Origin of the sequence: Streptomyces sp. NPDC015242 (genome assembly GCF_043079125.1) — a bacterium.
Classification (GTDB): Bacteria; Actinomycetota; Actinomycetes; order Streptomycetales; family Streptomycetaceae; genus Streptomyces.
Genome location: NZ_JBIBUF010000012.1, coordinates 15650 through 36592 on the forward strand (window position 1 = coordinate 15650; position 20943 = coordinate 36592).

Consider the following 20943-nt stretch of genomic DNA (forward strand, 5'->3'; position numbering starts at 1 on the left):
GGCTCGGGGAAGGCCGGTCGGGGGACAGAGCCGATCGACCCACGTTAGGTCCGCCTAACAGGTACTTGCAAGTTCAACATTTGGCCACTGCTTCACCTGTGGCCCCACCTCGCCATCGGCCACAACCGCACGTAGAGCCGCTCGCGCCACCGCGTCCGCGTCCGAAAGAGTGACCGAATCCACCCCCGGGCGAGCGCCCGCCGCCGTCACCCAGTGCACACCCTCGGTCGGCACCCCGAAAGCGAACCGCCTTGCGTGTGCGCGACCTTGACGGTCAATCAGATGGTAAGGCCGAGGCGTCACATCCAACCCCCCTGTCTCGTGACCTCCGACGGTGTGCGGACGGCACTGTCCCGTCCGCAGCAGTCCCGCGAGCAGCGCGTCGGCCGTGTGGCGCAGGTCGGGCTCGGGCAGCCGGGCCTCTATGAGGGTGGTCACGGACACGGCCGAACGGGGCACGTCCGGTGAGTGCGCCGTCCAGGCCCCGTCCTCCTCCGCCACCCGCAGCCGCGGCCCCAGCACCTCCACCACCCCCGCCTCCATCAGGGCGATCAGTTCCTCCACGCGGCGCCGGGGCGGGCCGATGGAGAGGAAGGCGTTGAGCGGCGTGTACCAGCGGTCGAGGTGGTCCCGGCGGGAGGCCCCGGCGATCCCGCCGTGGTCGACGATCAGCCGGAGTTCGTTGCGCAGGTCGCGCAGCACGTCGAGAGCCGCCTTCAGCGGGCCGCGCACATTGCCCAGCGCCGCCTGCGCGGCGTCCTCGCGCAAGTAGGCCAGCAGCCAGTCCCGCCAGGCGCCCGGATGGGCGAAGTCCCGCCCGGCGTACGGCCGGGAGATCCGCTCCCAGGACCACCGGTCTGCCTCCGGAACGCCGAACTCGTCGAGCAGCAGCGCCTCTTCGGGGTGCGCGGGCGGTACGGCGAGGAAGCGGCCGGCGAACTCCCGCTCCGCGTTCCCCCTGCCGCGCAGCAGGGCGCGGTAGTAGACCGTCTCCACCTCCTTCGCCACCAGCGGCCATATCTCCGCCAGGAAGTCGGGCGCCTCCCCGGAGTCCGCGCGCTTGCGGAAGCCCGCGATCACCTCGGGCGTGAGGACGAGCGGGACGTGCCGCCCGTACGGGCCCTTCGCGTTGTCGCCGCGCGCCTGGTAGGGCACGCCGCGCCGCGAACCGGCGTACAGGCGCGGCTCCCGCCCGGAGGGGAGGTAGCGCAGGCCCCGGCCGCCGGGTACGAAACGGCCGCCGCGGCCGGTCGTCAGCAGGGCCATGTGGTCGAAGAAGTTGAGGCCGAGGCCGCGCAGCAGGACGGGCTCGCCCGGGGCGATGCCGGACAGGTCGACGTCGGCCGGATTGGCGGGCGGGACGTGGCGCAGCCCGTGACGGGCGGCGTGGGCGGCGAGGCGTGCCAGGTCCGGGCCGGCCGTCCTCGGCAGATGCCCCTGGGCGAGGACCACGGCGGACAGGCCGGTGAGCGTGCGGCCGTCGTCGAGGACGAGGCTCTGCCGGCCGTCGGGGGCGTCGTCGAGGCGCAGCGCGCGGGCGTCGTGCGTCTCGACGCGGACGGCGGGCGGTGCCGCCCGCACGACCTCGGCGAACACCCACTCCAGGTAGCGGCCGTAGTCGGCCCGGGCCGGATACTCGTCCGGACCCAGCGCGCCGTCCGCCCACTCGTACAGGCTCGGGCCCGGGCGGATCGGGCCCGAGCAGTCCACGCTGTCGTCGGTGAACAGGGTGACCTGGCAGGCCACGGTGTTCATCAGCAGCTCGGGCGACTGGGCGGTGCGCCAGACCCGGCCGGGACCGGGCGGTGCCGGGTCGATCACATGGACCGTCAGCCGGGCACCGGGCGGCAGGAGTTCCGGTACGGAGGCGCACAGGCGCTCCAGGACGCTGGTGCCGCGGGGGCCGGCCCCGACGAGCGCGACGGAGAACGACCCCGCCGTCCCGGTCGGTACGGATGCCTCTGCCGGTGCGGGTTCCTCGGTCGACGCAGACAAGGGTGGGGCTCCAGGGCGTGGGGGTGCGGAGGTCGGAGGTCCGCCGGAGGGGAAGCGGACGGTCCGCCTCATCATGCCGTCGCCGGGAGCGCTGGGTGAGGCCGTGCGGGCAGGATGGGCGCGTGCTGTGACATGCGTCACCAGCAGCCCGGGTCACAGCGTCAACAACCGGGCGATAGGCCCCGGTTACGGGGCAAGCTCGGAATCCAGCAGGGTTGTCAGCCGCGGACCCGTCCCCTGCCGCGCCTCGGCGTGCTCCAGCCGCAGCCGGGCCGAACGGCCGCGCAGGGTCAGGGTCATGAGCTGGTTGCCGAACCAGGGTCCGCCCGTCTTGCGCCAGCCGACCGGCGAACGGGACAGCCGGCCGTGCCGGGCCAGGAGCCGGCCGAAGCCGCGCGCCGCCGCGCTCCAGCCGGCCCGGAAGGCCAGCCGCATCGACAGCGGCACCGAGTTGTGCACGGGCGAGCAGACGAGCTGCACCACCCGGGCGTCCGGCCCCGGCCGGGACCGCCAGGAGGGCTCGGCGATGTAGGCGTGGTGGACGTCCCCGGACAGCACGCACACCGTCGCCGGCGCGTCCGCCCCCGACCCCGCCTCGGCGATCAGCTCCGCCAGCCGGGCGAAGGACTCCGGGAACGCCGACCAGTGCTCCAGGTCGGCGGCCCGGCGCACCTTCTCGCTCAGCCCGGCCCAGCGGGGGCCCCGCTCGCCCCCGCACAGGGCCGCGTTCCACCCCTCCGCGTCGTGCACCAGATGCGGCAGCAGCCAGGGCAGCGAGGTGCCGATCAGCAGGTGGTCGTAGGCGCCGGGGGAGTCGAGGACCTGCTCGCGCAGCCACTCCTCCTCGCCCGGGTCGAGCATCGAGCGCTCCTGCTCGCCGAGGACGCGGGCCGCCCGGCTGTCCACCATCACCAGCCGTACGCGCCCGAAGTCGCGCCGGTAGCTCCAGCGGGCCGTGGCCGGGTCGGCGTCGGCCCGGGCGGTGAAGGTGCGCAGCACGTCGGTGCCGTCCGGCAGGGAACGGACCTGCTCGTACACCGGGTCGGCGGCCAGCTCCTCCGGGGAGAGGTTCCCCAGGTGCTGGTGGACCCAGTACGACATCAGGCCGCTCAGCAGCCGCTCCCGCCACCAGCCGGTGGAGCGCATGTCGGCGAGCCAGGCGGCGGAGGTGTTCCAGTCGTCGATGACGTCGTGGTCGTCGAAGATCATGAAACTGGGGACCGTGGACAGCAGCCAGCGGATGCGCGGGTCGAGCCAGGACTCGTAGTAGAGGTGCGTGTACTCCTCGTAGTCCGCGACCCCGCTGCCCGGCGGCTCCTTCAGGTCGCGGCGGTCCGCCAGCCAGCGCTGCGTGGCGTCGGAGGTCTCGTCGGCGTACACCTGGTCGCCGAGCAGCAGCAGCACGTGCGGCCGCTCGCCCTCCGGGTCGGCCGCGAGCCGGGTGGCGAGCGCGTCCAGGGCGTCCGGCCCGACCGGGTCGTCCCCGCCGGCCGGCGGGGAGGCCCAGCGGCAGGAGCCGAAGGCGACCCGCAGGGCGCCGTCCGGGCCCGGCGCGTGGATCGCGGAGGGCGGGAAGGGCGAGCCGGGCAGCGGCCACACGCGGGTGTCGTCCAGGAGGACCTCGTACGTCGTGGTCGTCCCGGCCGTGAGGCCGGTGACCGGTACGAGCGCGTAGTGGTGGCCCGCGATCTGAAAGGTGCGGGCCGTGCCGCCGGCGCCGTCGGCGCAGCGCACCTCGGCCGTGCACGGGCGGCTCGTCTCCACCCATACGGTCGCGGACGAACCGTCGGTGTACCTCAGCAGCGGTCCGAGGCGCAGTCCGGCCATGGCGTTCCCCTCTCCGTCGCCCCGTACGGTACGGAACGACGGAGGCCGGCGGGGAGGTTCCGACACGAATTCTCCGCGCGTGTCAGCAGCTCGCGAGGTAGTTGGTCAGGGCGGACTTCTCGGCGGAGTCGACCGAGAGGCCGTAGTAGTACTTCACCTGGACCCAGGCGCGGACGTAGGTGCAGCGGTACGTCGTCCGGGAGGGCATCCAGGTGGCCGGGTCCTGGTCGCCCTTGGCCTGGTTGACGTCGTCGGTGACCGCGATGAGCTGCGGGCGGGTCAGGTCGTTGGCGAAGGCCTGGCGGCGGGAGGTCGTCCAGGAGTCGGCCCCCGAGTCCCACGCCTCAGCGAGCGGGACCAGGTGGTCGATGTCGACGTCGGAGGCGGCCGACCAGGTGGCGCCGTCGTAGGGGGAGTACCAGCTGCCGCTGGTGGCGGCGCAGGCGGAGTCCTGCACGACGTTGGTGCCGTCGCGCTTGAGGACGACCTCGCGGGTGTTGCAGGTGCCGGACTGGGTGATCCAGTGCGGGAAGAGGTCGCGGTTGTAGCCGGTGCGGTCCTCGGTGGCCACGGTGAGCGTGGCGAGGTAGGAGCGGGCGGTGGCGCCGCTGACCGGGGTGGGGAGGGCGGCGGAGGCCGTGGGGGCGCTGAAGAGGGCCACGGAGGATATGAGGGCGGTGAACGCCGCGGCCACGCTGAGCCGTCGACGCGCGTAGAACCTGGGCATGCGAACTCCCTGGGAGAGGGGGGTGTTGGCGGGCGAGCGAGGGAATGCTCGCGGTGCCGTGTTGCGCACAGGTGTGCGTCCGGTGAGAAGTTAGTGACGCGTGCATGACATGACAAGATTCAAGACGGAACTTTTCACTCCGGGGCCGTCGCGTACCATGGACGGCGCAGAAGGGGAGTAGCTCTTCGCCGGACCGTCGACATACTGCTCAGCTCGCCTGAGCCGGCGCCCGGAGGCAGGTCCTTCACCGGACCGGCCAGCGAGACCTTCGGCAAGCAGTGCACGCCCGTGCCGTACGCGCGGGCGCCGAGTGCGCTGCCGTGCCGAGGTGTCGCGTCGAAATCTTTCGAAAGACTCCGCACTCTCGGTGGGGCAGCCCCGACCGATTGAGGAACCCTTGATCAGCCTGACCGTGACGGCCGTCGTCTTCGGCGTCGTCTTCCTCGCCGAACTGCCGGACAAGACCGCCCTCGCCGGGCTCGTCCTCGGCACCCGCTACCGCGCCTCCTACGTCTTCGCCGGGGTCGCCGCCGCCTTCGCGCTGCACGTCGCGCTCGCGGTCGCGGCCGGCAGCGTGCTGACCCTGCTGCCGCAGCAGATCGTGCACGCGCTGACCGGCGTGCTCTTCCTGGGCGGCGCCGCGGTGCTGCTGCTGAAGAAGGGCGAGGACGAGGAGGAGATCCGCAAGCCCGAGAACCAGAGCTTCTGGAAGGTCTCGGGCGCGGGCTTCATGCTCATCCTGGTCGCCGAGTTCGGTGATCTCACGCAGATCATGACCGCCAACCTGGCCGCCCGCTACGACGACCCGCTCTCCGTCGGACTGGGCGCGGTGCTGGCGCTGTGGGCGGTGGCGGGGCTCGGCATCGTCGGCGGGAAGGCGCTGATGAAGAAGGTGCCGCTGCGGCTCATCACGCAGATCGCGGCGCTGGTGATGCTGGCCCTGGGCGTGTGGAGCCTGTGGGAGGCCGTGACCGGCTGAGCTGAACAGTGGGTGAACGTCCCCAGGGGGCCCCTGGCGCGATGGCCGCTTCGTTTTGTACCGTAGAGAAACAAAGTGGCCTCCGCCCGTTTTCCCTGACCGGCGGGCGGGGCCGCCTTGTCCCTCCGGGGTGCGACGGACGCGATCCGCCGCCCGCCCCCTCCCGCGCTGGAACGCGCCCCGAGCCTTGGAGCTGCCGATGACGGCCACCGCCGTGCTCACCGCCCGCGCCCTCCTGCTGGACATGGACGGCACCCTGGTCAACTCCGACGCCGCCGTCGAACGCGTCTGGCGGCGCTGGGCCGAGCGGCACGGGCTCGACGGGGACGAGGTCATGAAGGTCGTCCACGGGCGGCAGGGCTACGCCTCGATGGCGCTGCTGCTGCCCGGCCGGCCGATGGAGCAGAACCACGCCGACAACGCCCGGATGCTCGCCGAGGAGACGGCCGACACGGACGGTGTCGTGCCGGTTCCCGGGGCGCCGGAGTTCCTGGCCTCGCTGCGGGGGCTGCCGCACGCGCTGGTGACCTCCGCGGACGTGCCGCTGTCCACGGCGCGGATGGCCGCGGCCGGCCTCGGCCTGCCCGAGGTGCGGGTCACCGCGGAGTCCGTCGGGGCGAGCAAGCCCGACCCCGAGGGCTTCCTCAAGGGCGCCGCCGAGCTGGGCGTCGACCCCGCGGACTGCGTCGTCTTCGAGGACTCCGGAGCCGGGATCGCGGCCGGGCGCGCCGCCGGGATGACGGTCGTCGGGGTCGGGCCCCGGGCCGCGTTCCACGAGCCGGACGTGGTGGTGGAGGACCTCCGGCAGGTGCGGGTCGAGGCGGGGGCGGACGGGACGATCCGGCTGCATATCGGCTGATCGCGCGTGCGGGACGATCCGGCCGGGCATCTGCTGGTCAGGCGTGCGGGACGACCTGGCCGCTCATCGGCTGGTCGCGTGGACGGATCGATCCGGCTGGGCATGATCGCGCGTGCGGGGCGATCCTGCTGGGCATCGGTGATCAGGCGGGCGGGGCGATCTGGCTGCGCATCGGCTGATCAGGCGGACGAGGCGACTTGGTTGCGCATCGGGCGGACGGGACGATCCGGCCGCGTCTGGGCTGATCAGGTGTCGGCCGAGCCGGTCGTGGCGTGCTTCGGCCGGGGGCGGTCCACGTGGGCGGCGATGAGCCGTGCGCAGGCCAGGGACTCCGTCCGGGTGGTGTCCACCTCGACGTCGTAGGCCATCCCCTGGTGCACGATCCGGGCCTGCGCCGCGGCCATGCCCCGGACCCGGTCGCCGCGTGCGATCTCGCGTCCGGCCGCGACCTCGCCGTCGCACCGGACGCCGACCCACAGCACGTCCAGGCCGGCCAGGGCCCGCTCCCAGCGCTGCCGGGACGCCGGCCCGCCGAGGAAGACGTCGTCGACCAGCACCCGCGCACCCGCCCTGGCCATCGCCGCGATGCCCTGCGACCAGGCCGTGTCCAGTTCGCGGAACTCCGCGCCCACGCTGACGCCGCCGTCCGGCCCGAAGGTGATGCCGGCCTCCGAGTCCCGCAGCCGCGCGGGCATCGCGTCGACGAAGTCGTCGACCGAGAGGGACAGCCAGGGGTCCGGCAGCACCTCCTGCAGGCACCGGGCGATGCCGGACTTGCCCGAGCTGGAACCGCCGTTCAGAACGATCACCCGTGTGGTCACGGCGTCACCGTACGGCGTCCGGGCCGGTCAGGGCTCCCGGGTTTCCGCCTCCAGCTTCTCCCGGGTCTGCCGGTCGTAGACGCCGAGTTCGTCGGTCTGGACGCCGCGGGACCACTGGTAGGTGCGCACGGCGTCCTCCAGCCGCTGGTCGTAGGAACCGTCGGCGTCGTCGTTGTAGAGGTACAACTGGCGCAGGCGCAGCTGGAGTTCGGTGACCTCCGGGCCGCTGTCGCCGCGGCGCAGGACCGTGACGAGGCCGTTCTGGCCGGAGTTCTCCGGTCCGCCCCGGTCGGTCGGCGCGGCGGTCGTCGGCGAGGCCGACGGGGCGCGCGACTGCGACGGGCTCGGCGAGGCGCCGGTCGTGGACGGCGACGCGGAGGGCGACGGGCTCGCACTGCGGGAAGGCGACGGGGAGGCCGCGGTGGGCGACGACGGGGCTGCCGACGGGGTGCTCGCGGAGGGCGTGGGCGCCGCGCTGGCCGGTGGGGCGTCCGGCACGCTCGCGCGGATGCCGTCCGGGAGCGCGGTGTCCCGGGAGGGGCTCTCGTAGGAGAACAGCCCGCTGAGGTAACCCGCCGCGGCGACCAGGCCGACGCCGGCGGCGGCCGCGGCGGCGACGAGGACGCCACGGCGCCTGCGCGGAGGCAGGTCCGTGCCGCCTCCGAGGGTTTCCGGGCCCGGCGTCTTCGGGCCTGGCGCCGCCGGGCCGTCGAAGAGGTGCAGGTCGGTGACGCTGGGCTCGCTCGTGCCCGGCACGAGGGGCGCGGGCAGCACCGAGGTGTCCGCGGCGGCCGGGGCGGTGGGCAGTACGGCGGTCGCGTCCGGGTCGACCGGGCGCAGCGGGGCGGTGGCGTCGAAGGGAGAGGCCGACGCGGGCGCGGAAGCTTCCGGCGCCTCCGCCTCCGGCGGCGGTGAGATCCGAGAGGCGGCGGTGGGCACCCGGCCGACCGCGCCGCCGGGGGCTGGTACGCCGAGTGCCGGTACGCCCGGGGCTGCCGCGCCCGGCGCGGGTACGCCCGGAGCCGGCGCGGCCTCCGCCGGGGGCGGCCCGGCCGCGTCTGCGCGCCCGACGGCCTCTGCGGCCCCGGCAGGCCCGGCGGCCCTCACAGACCCAGCGGCCCTTGCCTGCCCGGCGGCTCCCGCGTGCCCGGCGGCCTCTGCGGTCCCCGGGTTCCCGGAGCTCAACGCGTGCCCGGCGGCCTCCGCGGGCCCGGCGGTCCTCGCGGACGCGGCGGTCCCCGCATGCCCGACCGCCCCGGCAGTGCCCGTAGACCCGGCAGTGCCCGTAGACCCGGTGGCCCTCGCGGCCCCGGCAGATCCGGCAGTGCCCGCAGACCCGGTGGCCCTCGCGGCTCCGGCAGACCCGGCCGTGCCCGTAGACCCGGTGGCCCTCGCGGCCCCGGCAGATCCGGCAGTGCCCGCAGACCCGGTGGCCCTCGCAGACCGGGCGGCCCCCGCAGGCCCGGCGGCGGACGCAAGCCCCATCGCCCCGTCTTCCCCGACAGGACCGTTCCCGGGTCCCGCCGCCGGGACGTTCCGGACGGGCCCCGTCCCGCCGTCGAGTTCCACGTACGGCCGGATCCGCAGCGGATCGAAGTCCTCCGCCGCCGCTGCCTGTGCCGTGCGGGCGTCGCGGAGGGCCTCGGCGGCGCGGTCGGTGCAGGCGCAGGAAGGAGTGCTGTCCCGCTGTCTGGGCGCGCCGCACTCCGGGCACGGGTGGCCGTTGGGCTGCTCCACGCGTTCCTCCCTCCCCTCGCGAACTCCAGAGATTATCCAGATCTTCTCCACAGTGCGGCGGGCGAGCCCCCGGAACGACGGCTTCCGAACGGGCTCGGCGGGCCATACCCCCGCACACCGGTCACGATGGAAAAAGTCACAGGACCTCGGGAGGTCTCATGGGCGGGGACACCCACACCGCGAAGCCGCCGGCCGCGGCCCCCGCAGCCGCGGAGCAGGTGCCCGGGAACGTGCTGGTCTCCCTCGGGGCACTGCTCCTCGGGATGCTGCTCGCGGCGCTCGACCAGACCATCGTCTCGACCGCGCTGCCGACGATCGTCAGCGATCTCGGCGGTCTCGATCACCTGTCCTGGGTGGTCACGGCGTATCTGCTGGCCGCGACCGCCGCGACCCCGCTGTGGGGCAAGCTCGGCGACCAGTACGGCCGCAAGCGGCTGTTCCAGACCGCGATCGTGATCTTCCTGGCCGGTTCCGCGCTGTGCGGGGCGGCGCAGGACATGGGGCAGCTGATCGCCTTCCGGGCCGTGCAGGGACTGGGCGGCGGCGGGCTGATCGTGCTGTCGATGGCGCTCGTCGGCGATCTCGTGCCCCCGCGCGAACGCGGCCGCTACCAGGGGCTGTTCGGCGCGGTCTTCGGCGCGACCAGCGTGCTCGGGCCACTGCTCGGCGGGCTGTTCACCCAGCACGCGAGCTGGCGGTGGGTGTTCTACGTCAACCTGCCCGTCGGCCTCGTCGCGCTCGCCGTCATCGCCGCGGTCCTGCGCATCCCGCGCACCGGGCAGCGGCACGTCATCGACTACCTCGGCACCTTCCTCGTCGCGGCCGTCGCCACCTGCCTGGTGCTGGTCGCCTCCCTCGGCGGCACGACCTGGGCGTGGGGGTCGCCGCAGATCGCCGGTCTCGCGGCCCTGGGCGTCGTCCTCGCGGCCGCCTTCGTGGCCGTCGAGCGGCGGGCCGCCGAACCGGTGCTGCCGCTGCGGCTGTTCCGCGTGCGGACCTTCACGCTCTCCGCCGTGATCAGCTTCGTCGTCGGCTTCGCGATGTTCGGCGCGATGACCTACCTGCCGACGTTCCTCCAGGTCGTCCAGGGCGTCAGTCCCACCATGTCCGGGGTGCACATGCTCCCGATGGTGCTGGGGCTGCTGCTGGCCTCCACCGCCTCCGGGCAGATCGTCAGCCGGACCGGCCGCTGGAAGGTGTTCCCGATCGCCGGCACCGGCATCACCACGCTCGGGCTGCTCCTGCTGCACCGGCTCGACGAGAACAGCTCCACCGCCGAACTGAGCGGCTTCTTCTTCGTCTTCGGGCTCGGGCTCGGGCTGGTGATGCAGGTCCTCGTGCTCATCGTGCAGAACGCCGTGCCCTACGCCGACCTGGGCGTGGCCACCTCCGGCGCGACCTTCTTCCGCTCCATCGGGGCCTCGTTCGGCGTCGCCGTCTTCGGCACGGTCTTCGCGGGCCGGCTCGGCGAGCAGCTCACGGACGCCTTCCGGGGAGCGCAGCTGCCGCCCGGCGCCTCGGTGGACGCCCTGGAGGCCGACCCGCGCGGCATCGCCGCCCTGCCGCCCGACCTGCGCCCACCGGCCCTGCACGCCTACGCCACCGCCATCACGGACGTCTTCCTCTACGCCGCCCCCGTCGCGCTCCTCGGCTTCGTGCTGGCCTGGTTCCTCAAGGAGGACCGGCTGCGCGGCTCGGTCACCGCGCCCGACGCCACGCAGACCCTGGCCAGCAACCCCGTCGAGCGGTCCTCGCACGACGAGGTGTGCCGGGCCCTGTCGGTGCTCGGCACCCGTGAGGGCCGGCGTGAGGTCTACCGGACGATCACTGCGCGGGCGGGCTACGACCTGCTGCCCGCGGCGAGCTGGCTGCTGCTGCGGATCCGCCGGTACGGCTCGGTGGAGCCGGGCGTGCTGGCCGAGCGCGGTCCCGTGCAGCTGCCCGTGATCATGGAGGCCGTCCGGCAGGTCGAGGAGCGGCGGCTCGCCCTGCGCCAGGGGCTCGACCTCGTCCTGACCGACCGGGGGCGCGAGGTCGCCGAGCGGCTGGCCCAGGCGCGTGAGGACTCCCTCGCCGAGCTGCTCGGCGACTGGTGGGGGCCGGACCGGCCGACCGACCTGGAACGCCTCGTGCGGGAGCTGAACGGCGAGCTGTGCGGGGCGCGCGGCGAGCGGCCGGACGCCCCGCGGGCGGTGGAGCGGGCGGGCTGACTCAGTCGAGCCGCCTGGCGAACCAGTGGTCGGCGTACGGGGCGTCGTTGTGGGGCGCGGTCTCGTGGTAGCCGAGCCGGGCGTAGAGGGCGCGGGCCTCGACGAGATCGCGGCGGGTGTCCAGGACCATCCGCGCGGCGCCGAGCGCGCGGGCGGCGTCCTCGGCGGCCCGGACCAGCAGCGGCGCGCCGCCCCTGCCGCGCATCGGCTCGCGCACGAACACCCGCGTCAGCTCGGCCGTTCCCGCGTCCAGCAGCCGTACGCCCGCGCTGCCGGCCGGCTCGCCGCCGTACCGGGCGACCAGCAACTGCCCGCGCGGCGGCGCGAGGTCGGCGCCAGGCTCCTTCGCGATCTCCCGTTCCAGCTCGCCGGGGTCGGTGCGGCGCCCCTCGTGCAGCAGGTACCAGCGGTCGCTGACCTCGGTGTAGTACGCCCGCCAGAGGGCGGCGGCGACGGGCGAGTCGTACGGCTCCGGGTTCACGGTCCACGTCATGAGCCGCATTCTCGACAGGCGCCCCACCCGTCACGCAACCGGATAACCCCGCGGCCTCCGGACGCCCCCGGTCCGCCCGCGCGCCGTTTGGCGGCGGGCTCAGCGGCAACCCGGACAGCGAACCGGCTCGCGAGGAGAGCCGGTTGGGCCGAGAACCCGGAAGGCATCCATGTCCACTGGCCTGATCATTGCTCTGATCGTGATCGCGGCGGTCGTCGTCATCATCGCGGCCGTCATGACCCTGCGCTCCCGCGGGCCCCGGCGCGGCCCGAACCTGAAGCGGCGCTTCGGACCCGAGTACGACCGGGTCGTCGCCCGGCACGACGGTGACACCAAGGCCGCCGAGCGCGAGCTGACCGAGCGCGTGCAGCGCCACGGCGACCTGCGCGTACGCCCGCTGGAGCCGGCGCAGCGCGAACAGTACGAGGCGCGCTGGACGGCCGCCCAGGAGCGGTTCGTCGACTCGCCGCGGGAGGCGGTCGCCGAGGCGGACCGGCTGCTCGGCGAACTGGCCGGCGCCCGGGGCTACCCGGACGGTGGGCAGTACGAGGAGCAGCTCGCCGCGCTGTCCGTGCACCACGCCCACCACGTGGACGGCTACCGGCGCGTGCACCGCGCGGCGCACCTGCGCGCGGAGGACGCCCGGGACGGCGGCCAGGGTACGGAAGACATGCGCGAGGCCATGCTGGCGGCCCGCGCCCTGTTCGAGGAACTGGTGCGGCCGGGCCACCACGACGGTGGCCGGCAGGAGGAGCGGCACGAGGGGCACCACCGTGCCGGACTGAACGGCGGCCGCAAGGCCCCGGCCCGCGGCGGCCACATGCCGTGGGCGATGCACCGACGTCAGGCGAAGGAGAGCTGAGTCGATGACCGACATGACCCGACCGCCCGGCGACCACACGCCGGCCGCGCCCGACGCCCGCGGCGAGAGCGCCCTGGGCACCGGCCCCGGGACGACGGTCCCGGACACCCGCCAGGGCACCGACGCGGACCGCGCGACGGCACCCGGCACGGGCGCGCCCGGCACGGCGGCGCCGCGCGGTGACGAGTACGGCACCGGCACGCCCGGCAGGGCGGCCCCCCACGGGGACACCCTCGGTACCGGCACCCCGGGTACGGGCACCCCCGGTACGGACGCGACCCGCGGCGAAGCGCACGACACCGGCCGCACGGGCACCGGCCGCACGGGCACTGGGCACACGGGCGCCGAGCACACGGGCGCCGGGCACACGGGCGCCGGGCACACCGGCGGCAGCGGCACCCCCGCGCACGGGTCCGGCTCCGGCTCCCACGACCGGCTCTTCCCGCACGACGACTCCGACAAGTACGGCGCGCGGCTGCAGCACGCCGTCGCCGGGTTCGTCGACGGGCCCCGGGCCGCCGTCGAGGAGGCCGACCACGTACTGGAGGAGATCGCGGCCCGGTTCACCGAGGCCGTGACCGAACGCCGCCGCACCCTGCGCCGCTCCTGGCAGTCCGTGGAGGGCGGCGAGGGCCGGTCCGTCTCGTCCGCCGACACCGAGCAGCTCCGGCTGGCCCTGAAGGACTACCGCGAGCTGGCGGAACGGCTGTTGCACGTGTGACCCGGGTGAACGGCCCGGCTAACGATCCGCCCGGCGCTCCCGCCACTGCCGTACGACGTCCTCGACGTCGTACGGCTTCTTTCCCAGCGGGGGGCCGGGCGGCGGCTTGAACATCATCTCGCGGATCCTGTCGTTGATCTCACCGATGATCTTCCGGACCATCCGCTCCGTGGGTGCCGCGTACGCGGCCTGGAGCGCGTCCTCCGCCTCTTTGCGCAGCGCCAGCGCCGGAGGGAGCACGGACAGGCCCTCGCGGGCCATCTTCCGCTTGACCCACCACAGTTCGTCGTAGGTGCTCTCCACGTCGGGCGGCAGCGGGCGGCCCGCCCCGGGCAGCCGGTCGAACTCCCCGCGTGCCTCCGCGTCACGGATCTGCTTGTCGACCCAGGACCCGAACTCCACGCCGGGTGGCTTTCGCTCGGTCATGAGGCCATTGTGCCGGACACGGCGCAACTGGGCGTTCTATCATTCGGCGGGCTTGCAGACCCACCGGGACGTCTCAGGAGGAGCGCACGTGCTCGAACTCACCATGGCCGCCGTGTCCGCGGCGGAGGAGGGTGCCACGGCCGGCATGCTCATGGCCGACGCGCCCAGCGAGCCGGGTGCCGTGCTCCGGGTGGGCCGCGACAAGTCGGTGTGCCGGCTCGGCACCCCGGACGACTGGCTGTTCGTCTCCCGGGTGCACCTGGAGTTCCTGTGCGGACCCGACGGCACCTGGCAGGTCACCTGGCTGCGCGGCTCCCAGCCCGACCCGTCCTCCGAAGTCCGCCTGACCATCGGGGAGTTCACCCAGCCCCTCGCTTACGGCGGCACCGTCCCGCTGCCCCGCGGCGGCAGCGGCGAACTCGTGGTGCAGGACCGCACCGCCCCGCGCAGCGTCAACGTCGGCTTCTACCACGAGGTGTGACGGCCGGGCCTCACACCACCCGGGCCAGCGCGAAGCCGTCGTAGCCCTTCAGCCCGACCGTCTGGATCGCCGTGCCGCTCAGCCGGGGGTGCTCGGCGATCAGGTCGATCGCGGCGCGCGTCCCCCGCACGTCGGGGGCGCTGCTGCCGGCGTCGACGACCCGGCCGCCGCGCACCACGTTGTCGAGGACGATCAGGCTGCCCGTGCGGGTGAGCCGGACGGCCCAGTCCACGTAGTGCGGGTTGTTGACCTTGTCGGCGTCGATGAAGACCAGGTCGAACGGCGGCGGGTTCTCGTCGGCCAGCTGGGGCAGCGACTCCAGGGCCGGGCCGACCCGCACCTCGACGAGACGGTCGAGCCCGGCGCGGGCGATGTTGCGGACGGCGACCTCGGCGTGCCGTGGTTCGTACTCCAGGGAGATCAGCCGCCCGTCGCCGGGCAGGGCGCGGGCCAGCCAGATGGTGCTGTACCCGCCGAGCGTGCCGATCTCCAGGATGTGGCGGGCGCCCTGGATCTGGGCCAGGAGCTGGAGGAGCTTGCCCTGGTTGCCCGCCACGTTGATGTGCGGGAGCCCGGCGGCGTCGCTGTCGCGCAGGGCCGCCGCCAGGGCCTCGTCGTCCGGGGCGAGCCGGTCGGTGAAGTAGGTGTCGACCGCGTCCCAGACGTGCGACTCGCTCATGCGGCCCTGCCTTCCGTACGTCAGCGCATGGTTAGCCTGTCTAACGACTTGCGCTGACGACGATAGTGGGTGCGGTGGCGGCTGTCAGCGGTTTATCGCTCCGCGTGTCGGCCGGCCACCGAGGGCGCCGAGCCGGGCAGCGGGCGTCCCGCCGACTCCGCCATGCGCCACACCGCGAAACCGCCGATCACGGCCGCGGCCATCATGTAGTAGGCGGGCATCATCATGTCCCCGGTCGCGCCGATCAGGGCCGTGACCACCAGCGGGGTCGTGCCGCCGAACAGCGACACGGAGACGTTGAAGCCGATGGACAGCGAGCCGTAGCGGACCCTCGTCGGGAACAGGGCCGGGAGCGCCGAGGGCATCGCGGCCGTGAAGCAGACCAGCAGCAGGCCCAGGGCGCCCATGCCGAGCGCGACCGCGAGCAGACTGCCCTCGCGGATCAGCAGCAGGGCCGGGACGGACAGCAGCAGGAAGCCCGCGCAGCCGGCGGCGATCACCGGGCGGCGCCCGATCCGGTCGGTGAGCGCGCCCGCGAACGGCTGGACGACCATCATCAGCACCATCACGCCGAGGACGACGAGCAGGCCGTGCGTCTCGTCGTAGTGGAGCTCGCTGGTCAGGTAGCTCGGCATGTACGACAGCAGCATGTAGTCGGTGACGTTGAAGACCAGCACCAGGCCGACGCAGAGCAGCAGCGCGCGCCACTGGCCGGCGACCATCTCGCGCAGCGGCACCTTGGGCCGGTCCTTCTCGGCCTTGGCGACCTCGGCGGCGAACGCCGGGGTCTCCTCCAGGCGCATCCGCAGGTAAAGGCCGATGAGGCCCATCGGGCCCGCGATCAGGAACGGGACGCGCCAGCCCCAGGAGGTCAGGTCGTCGGCGGAGAGCAGGGCGGTCATCAGGGTGACCAGGCCCGCGCCGCCGATGTAGCCGGCGAGCGTGCCGAACTCCAGCCAGCTGCCGAGGAAGCCGCGCCGCTTGTCCGGGGCGTACTCGGCGATGAACGTCGAGGCGCCGGCGTACTCGCCGCCGGTGGAGAAGCCCTGCACGAGCCGGGCCGCGAGGAGCAGGACCGGCGCGCCCACACCGATCGTCGCGTACGACGGGATCAGGCCGATCGCGAAGGTGCCCGCGGCCATCATGATCATGGTGAGGGCGAGGACCTTCTGGCGGCCCACGCGGTCGCCGAGCGGGCCGAAGACCATGCCGCCGAGGGGGCGGACCAGGAAGGCCGCGGCGAAGGCGCCGAACGTGGAGAGCAGCTGGGCGGTGGGGTTGCCCGAGGGGAAGAAGACCTTGCCCAGCGTGACCGCGATGTAGCTGTAGACACCGAAGTCGAACCATTCCATCGCGTTGCCCAGCGCGGCCGCCTTCACCGCGCGCCGCACGAGCGCGGGGTCGGTGACGGTGGCGCCGGGTGCCTGCGCGGCACGGCTCGCCGGAACGGACGCGGGGGTGACGACTGAGGCAGTCGACAAGACTCGTTCGCCTACCTTTCGACGGGGACAGGGACGCGGTCCCGCGCGGCGGCGCTGTCGTACGGGCCGAAAAGCGACGATAGGCGTGTTTGGCCCCCTTACGGGCCGTACGTCGATCGTTGCAGTGTGCACGCAAATCGTGGTTGTGCTGGCACTCCTGCCCCGCCGCACACGGTTCCCACCGGATCTTGATGTGACCCTTCTCGCGTCCACGAGAGGTGGCCGCGCACCGTGCGGACTATCGTCGTCCGGAAATAGGCAGACATACGTCAGGTGAACCCGGGGTGGCTCGCGTCTTCCCCCCGGGGGCGCCGTGCGCCCCTTAAAGTTCGCGGAGGTAATTCCCGCATCTCGGACATGCGGGATGAACTGGGGCGGGAGGCCGACGAGACGTGATGAGCGCGGATCACGGCGGACGACCGGCGGGCACCTTCGGAGCGACATCCGCCGGAGGGGCCCGCCCGCGCCTGAGAGCCGCCCGGCTGGGCCTGTGGCTGATCGCCGCCGTCCTCGCGGCACGGCAGGTCGCCGTCGTCCTCGCCACCCCGCGCGGCGAACGGCTCACGGACCTGGAGACCTGGCTCGGACCGGACGGCGTCCTGCACGTGACCGGCTCGCTCTACGACTCGACCCGCTTCACCGGCACGCCCTTCGGCGGACTCGTCCTCAAGCCCCTCACCCGTGCGGCCGAACAGGCCCTCGGCTGGGGCTGGACCTTCGGCACGCTGCTGCTGGTCGTGGCCCTCGGCCTGATCGCCGCCCGCGCCCTGCCCCCGCCCGTCGGCCGCCGCACGGCGCTGCTGGCCGCCCCCGTGGCCATCAGCCTGCTCATGCTCTCCCTGCCGGTCCGCAACACCCTGTGGCTCGGCCAGACCAGCATCGTGCCGGTCCTGCTCGTCCTGCTGGGCTGCTTCGTCGCCCACGGCCAGCGGCTCAGCGGTCTGCTCATCGGCGTCGCGGCGGCGCTCCAGCCCACCTTGCTGCTCTTCACGCCCCTGTTGTGGCTCACCGGCCGCAGAAGCGCCGCACTCGCCGCCGGCGCCACCTTCGCCGCCGGCACCGGACTCGCCTGGGCGGCGATGCCGCACGACTCGTACCGCTACTGGGTCCACCACATGGCGGGCGCAGGGCTCGGCGGCCCGGCCGACGACCTCGCCAACCAGTCCCTGCACGGCGCCCTGCTCCGGCTCGGCCTCAGCGGCCCGCCGGAGATCGCCCTCTTCCTCACGCTCGGCGCGGCCGTCGCCGTCCTGGCCCTGCGCCGGGCCGTGCGCTACTTCCGCGACGGCCAGCTGCTCCTCGCCGTCGCGATCACCGGCTGCGCGGCGATCGTCGTCTCACCCACGGCCTGGCAGCACCAGCTGCTGTGGGTGCTGCTCGCGGTGGTGGGCAGGGCCGGCCGGCGCGCCTCCGACCGGTACGTGTGGCCGGTGACGGTCGTGCTGGTCATGACCCTGCCGGCGAAGATGCTCCTGCCGAACATGACGATCCTCGCGCCGCTGCGTGACAACGTCGTCCTCCTGGCCGCCCTCGCCGCCGCCACCGCCGTGCCGTTCCTGTCCCGCACCTCGCCGTACCACCGGTCGCCCCTGCCGGCGGAGTACGCGCCCGCCGTCCCGTCCCACTTCCGGCACGTGCCGCTGGTGCCGTTCCTGCGCCGGGTCCTCACCCGCCCGAACCTCCTGCTCGAACTGCTCCTCATCCGGGTCACCTACGCCGCCTACTCCCGGGTCCGCCTCGCGGCCACCGGGGGCAGCAACTCGGCCGGGCGGGCGGAGGCCGAGGAGCACGGCGCGCAGATTCACGCCCTGGAACGGGCCCTGCGCATCGACATCGAGCACTGGGCCAACCACACGGTCGCCGGGATCGACTGGCTGCGCGCGTTCTTCGACTACTACTACACGTCCTTCCACTTCGTCGTCCCGCTCGGCGTCCTCGCCGTCCTCTACTGGCGCCGCCCGGCCGACTACCGCTGGGCCCGCTCCGCCCTGGGCATCACCACCCTGCTCGCCCTGATCGGTTTCTGGCTCTACCCGCTGGCGCCGCCCCGCCTGATGCCGACGCTCGGCTTCATCGACACCGTGCACGGCGTCCAGGACTTCTCCCAGCCGGACTACGGCACGCTCACGGCCCTCACCAACCAGTACGCGGCCATGCCGTCCCTGCACTTCGGCTGGTCGCTGTGGTGCGGGGTGGTGATCGCGGTGCTGGCGCCCCGGTGGTGGATGAAGGGACTGGGCCTGCTCCATCCGCTCTTCACGGTGTCGGCGATCGTCGCGACGGCGAACCACTGGGTGCTGGACGCGGTCGGGGGAGCGGCGGCGGTCGGCCTGGGCTTCGGGCTGACGTATGTGCTCCAGGGGCCGCGGGCCCGCGCGGTGACGCCCGCCGGCGAGGTCAGCAGCGCGCGTGCGGATCAGTCGAAGGACCGTACTGCGAGCTGATCCGGTACTCGCCGGCGGCGAGCACGCTCAGGCGCGTGAACTCGCCGTCGCGGGTGAGACACCCCCCGTCGGCGCGCAGCCACCGCGAGTGGGCGATCCGCACGGTCACCGCCCCCGGGCGCGGGACCCTGACGACCAGTTCGGCGGGGGAGGCGCGGACCACGGAGCCGGGCGCCGAGACGAGCGGTACGGCGTCGCGGACGCGGTACAGCCGCCAGTTCGCGTCCTGCCAGACGGGCTCCAGCCACTCGGGCCGCCGCTCGCGGAGCAGCCGGGCCTCCTCCTTGGCGTACCCGTCCGGCCTGGCCTCCGGCAGCGCGACGAAACCGACCGCCCAGCGGTCCAGCCAGGCCCGGTACGTGGCGGCGGAGAAGGTGCCGTCGTAGAACAGGCGGGCCCGTTCCACGTCGAGCTGGCGGTTCCAGCCCCGGGCCAGGCTGACCTGGGGGGCCAGCTGCGTGGCCTCGCGGTGGTCGCGGGCGGGGACGACCTCGACGCGGCCGCGGCCGGCGCCCAGCCGGTCCAGGGCCCGCACGACCCCCTGGGTCTCGGCGGCCCACGCCGGCACGACGACCGACGCCTTCAGGTCGTCGGCCGTCTTCTTGCCCACCCAGGAGACGGACAGCACGAGCGCGGCGACGAGCAGGAGCCGTCGCAGCCGGGCCGTCCCGGGCAGGGACAGCACGGCCGCGAGGAGCACGGCCGGGGCGAACAGGCCCGCGAGGCGCTCGACGTTGGTCCCGACCGGGGAAGCGACGGCGTACGTCAGGACCGTCCCGGCCGCGTAGACGGCCCCGCACCAGCGGGCGGCCCGCCAGCGACGCGGCGCCAGCGCCGTCACGGCCAGCGCGAACACGACGGGTGGCCAGATGCGCGACAGCGGCATCGGCTGCTCCCCGTGGAACGGGAAGAGGAGCGTGGTCAGCCCGACCACGGCGGCGGGCGGCACCAGCAGCGCGCAGGCCCGGGCCGGCTTCCGCGTGAGCAGGAACCCCGCCCCGACGACGGCGAGGAACAGCCCGGCGACCGGAGAGGCCATGGTGGTCAGAGCGGCGTACGCGGCGGCCGGCACGATGCGCTTCTCGCCGGTCAGCAGCAGGCAGGCGGCGAGGCCGAGGGCGACGCCGAGCGCGAACGTCGTCCGCCCCGAGGCGACGTTGCACCACAGCGCGAGGGAGGCGAGCAGGGCGGGGCCGAGGGGCCCGGGTACGCCGGTGCGCCGGATCAGCACGGCGGCGAGCCAGGAGGCGGCGAGCCCGGAGACCACGGTGACGGTGCGGACGCCCAGGGCCGCCATCACGTACGGGGACAGCAGGCTGTAGTTGGCGGTGTGCATGCCGCCGTACCACGACAGGTTGTAGGCGGATCCGCCGTGCTCCGCGGCGAACCCGGCCCAGGCGTACTGGGCGGCAAGGTCGCCGCCGCCGGTGGCGAGGAACAGCCACCAGGTCGCGTAGAGCGGGACCGTCGCCAGCGTGGCGAGAAGCGGAACGCGGTGGCGCCCGTACAGGGTACGGAGCGTGTGACCCCGCGAGGGGGACGGGCGCGTGTGTCTTATGTCGGCGAGATCGGCTGCGAGCACGTGTTGCTAGACGCCGGCCGGACCGGGCGCGTTCATCCGCGGCGTCCAGTACCACCGGACCGGCACGGGCGAAGGCGACGGCCCCGGGGATCAGGGGGCCGCCGCCTTCGGTCAGGGGGAGCCGGTGTCGGCTCAGTACCAGTGGTTGGTCTGCCAGAAGTCCCAGGCGCCGCAGGCGCTGCCGTAGCGGTCCTTCATGTAGTCCAGGCCCCACTCGATCTGCGTGGCCGCGTTGGTCTTCCAGTCGGCGCCGGCCGAGGCCATCTTCGAGCCCGGCAGGGCCTGGACCAGGCCGTAGGCGCCGCTGGAGGCGTTCTGCGCGTTCACGTCCCAGTGGCTCTCCTGCTCGACGATCTTCGAGAAGCACTGGTACTGGGCGTCGTCGCCGATCATCTTCTGCGCGACCGCCCGCGCCGAGGAGGCCCCCGCCGGCGCGGCCTGCGCGGGCCCGGCGGCGATCAGCGTGCCGCAGGTGGCGGCGGCCAGGGCGGCAGCGGCGAGAGCCTTCTTCGGGGTGGCGGCACGGCGGAGGACGGAAGCGGCGGGCACAGGCGGCCTTTCGTCGGGGGTGGGCGGTCGTCCAGAGAAACAGGACCGCCGGGATGCCCGCAATGAACCC

At 73.9% G+C, this 20943-nt stretch carries 18 protein-coding genes; 7 read left to right on the forward strand and 11 right to left on the reverse strand.

The window, feature by feature from the left end; translation table 11 throughout:
* Positions 1-54: 54 nt before the first annotated feature.
* The 3 genes from ACF07N_RS33140 to ACF07N_RS33150 form a co-directional block, all read right to left on the reverse strand.
* The gene (locus tag ACF07N_RS33140) at positions 55-2067 is read right to left on the reverse strand and encodes an FAD/NAD(P)-binding protein (protein ID WP_392120535.1); all 2013 of its coding nucleotides are present in this window, start codon (positions 2065-2067) and stop codon (positions 55-57) included.
* A 114-nt stretch (positions 2068-2181) separates the two neighbouring features.
* Entirely contained in the window at positions 2182-3822 is a 1641-nt protein-coding gene (locus ACF07N_RS33145) for an alkaline phosphatase D family protein (protein WP_383323153.1), read from the reverse strand.
* Between the two features lie 82 nt (positions 3823-3904).
* On the reverse strand, positions 3905-4549 hold the full coding sequence (locus ACF07N_RS33150; protein WP_383340624.1) for an HNH endonuclease family protein: 645 nt from the start codon (positions 4547-4549) through the stop codon (positions 3905-3907).
* Positions 4550-4946: 397 nt separating this feature from the next.
* On the opposite strand from ACF07N_RS33150, the gene ACF07N_RS33155 reads away from it, so the two are divergent.
* Together ACF07N_RS33155 and ACF07N_RS33160 are read left to right on the forward strand one after the other, a co-directional pair.
* Positions 4947-5528: a TMEM165/GDT1 family protein gene (locus tag ACF07N_RS33155; RefSeq protein ID WP_392120157.1), complete on the forward strand. Its 582-nt coding sequence runs from the start codon at positions 4947-4949 to the stop codon at positions 5526-5528.
* Between the two features lie 199 nt (positions 5529-5727).
* On the forward strand, positions 5728-6387 hold the full coding sequence (locus tag ACF07N_RS33160; RefSeq protein WP_392120160.1) for an HAD-IA family hydrolase: 660 nt from the start codon (positions 5728-5730) through the stop codon (positions 6385-6387).
* 245 nt (positions 6388-6632) lie between these two features.
* Here the strand turns inward: ACF07N_RS33160 and cpt are convergent, their stop codons facing one another.
* Together cpt and ACF07N_RS33170 are read right to left on the reverse strand one after the other, a co-directional pair.
* Positions 6633-7208, reverse strand: coding sequence for a chloramphenicol phosphotransferase CPT (gene cpt, locus ACF07N_RS33165; protein WP_392120163.1), 576 nt, complete (start codon positions 7206-7208; stop codon positions 6633-6635).
* A gap of 27 nt (positions 7209-7235) precedes the next feature.
* Positions 7236-8147, reverse strand: coding sequence for a peptidoglycan-binding protein (locus tag ACF07N_RS33170; RefSeq protein ID WP_392120166.1), 912 nt, complete (start codon positions 8145-8147; stop codon positions 7236-7238).
* 956 nt (positions 8148-9103) lie between these two features.
* On the opposite strand from ACF07N_RS33170, the gene ACF07N_RS33175 reads away from it, so the two are divergent.
* Complete coding sequence (locus tag ACF07N_RS33175; protein WP_392120169.1) at positions 9104-11155, forward strand: DHA2 family efflux MFS transporter permease subunit; 2052 nt, start codon at positions 9104-9106, stop codon at positions 11153-11155.
* Position 11156: 1 nt separating this feature from the next.
* Here ACF07N_RS33175 and ACF07N_RS33180 read toward each other — a convergent pair whose 3' ends face one another.
* Complete coding sequence (locus ACF07N_RS33180; protein WP_383323174.1) at positions 11157-11648, reverse strand: GNAT family N-acetyltransferase; 492 nt, start codon at positions 11646-11648, stop codon at positions 11157-11159.
* 169 nt (positions 11649-11817) lie between these two features.
* Between ACF07N_RS33180 and ACF07N_RS33185 the strand changes: the two genes are divergently transcribed.
* Both ACF07N_RS33185 and ACF07N_RS33190 read left to right on the forward strand, forming a co-directional pair.
* On the forward strand, positions 11818-12510 hold the full coding sequence (locus ACF07N_RS33185; protein WP_383323177.1) for a hypothetical protein: 693 nt from the start codon (positions 11818-11820) through the stop codon (positions 12508-12510).
* 4 nt (positions 12511-12514) lie between these two features.
* A complete protein-coding gene (locus tag ACF07N_RS33190; protein ID WP_392120174.1) occupies positions 12515-13231 on the forward strand; it encodes a hypothetical protein in 717 nt (238 codons plus the stop codon).
* An 18-nt stretch (positions 13232-13249) separates the two neighbouring features.
* On the opposite strand, the gene ACF07N_RS33195 is transcribed toward ACF07N_RS33190, so the two are convergent.
* On the reverse strand, positions 13250-13657 hold the full coding sequence (locus ACF07N_RS33195) for a DUF1992 domain-containing protein (RefSeq protein WP_383340642.1): 408 nt from the start codon (positions 13655-13657) through the stop codon (positions 13250-13252).
* An 88-nt stretch (positions 13658-13745) separates the two neighbouring features.
* Between ACF07N_RS33195 and ACF07N_RS33200 the strand changes: the two genes are divergently transcribed.
* The gene (locus tag ACF07N_RS33200) at positions 13746-14138 is read left to right on the forward strand and encodes a hypothetical protein (RefSeq protein WP_383323186.1); all 393 of its coding nucleotides are present in this window, start codon (positions 13746-13748) and stop codon (positions 14136-14138) included.
* A 10-nt stretch (positions 14139-14148) separates the two neighbouring features.
* Here the strand turns inward: ACF07N_RS33200 and ACF07N_RS33205 are convergent, their stop codons facing one another.
* Both ACF07N_RS33205 and proP read right to left on the reverse strand, forming a co-directional pair.
* Positions 14149-14817 (reverse strand): O-methyltransferase, encoded by a 669-nt coding sequence (locus ACF07N_RS33205; RefSeq protein WP_392120178.1) that lies wholly within the window; start codon positions 14815-14817, stop codon positions 14149-14151.
* 92 nt (positions 14818-14909) lie between these two features.
* On the reverse strand, positions 14910-16298 hold the full coding sequence (gene proP / locus ACF07N_RS33210; protein WP_392120181.1) for a glycine betaine/L-proline transporter ProP: 1389 nt from the start codon (positions 16296-16298) through the stop codon (positions 14910-14912).
* A 395-nt stretch (positions 16299-16693) separates the two neighbouring features.
* On the opposite strand from proP, the gene ACF07N_RS33215 reads away from it, so the two are divergent.
* Entirely contained in the window at positions 16694-18742 is a 2049-nt protein-coding gene (locus ACF07N_RS33215) for a phosphatase PAP2 family protein (RefSeq protein ID WP_392120184.1), read from the forward strand.
* Here ACF07N_RS33215 and ACF07N_RS33220 read toward each other — a convergent pair.
* Complete coding sequence (locus tag ACF07N_RS33220; protein WP_392120187.1) at positions 18696-20324, reverse strand: hypothetical protein; 1629 nt, start codon at positions 20322-20324, stop codon at positions 18696-18698. The genes ACF07N_RS33215 and ACF07N_RS33220 overlap by 47 nt on opposite strands.
* A 132-nt stretch (positions 20325-20456) precedes the next feature.
* Positions 20457-20873 carry a transglycosylase SLT domain-containing protein gene (locus ACF07N_RS33225; RefSeq protein WP_383584820.1) on the reverse strand — a complete coding sequence of 139 codons (417 nt, stop codon included), beginning with the start codon at positions 20871-20873 and terminating at the stop codon, positions 20457-20459.
* Positions 20874-20943 lie beyond the last annotated feature (70 nt).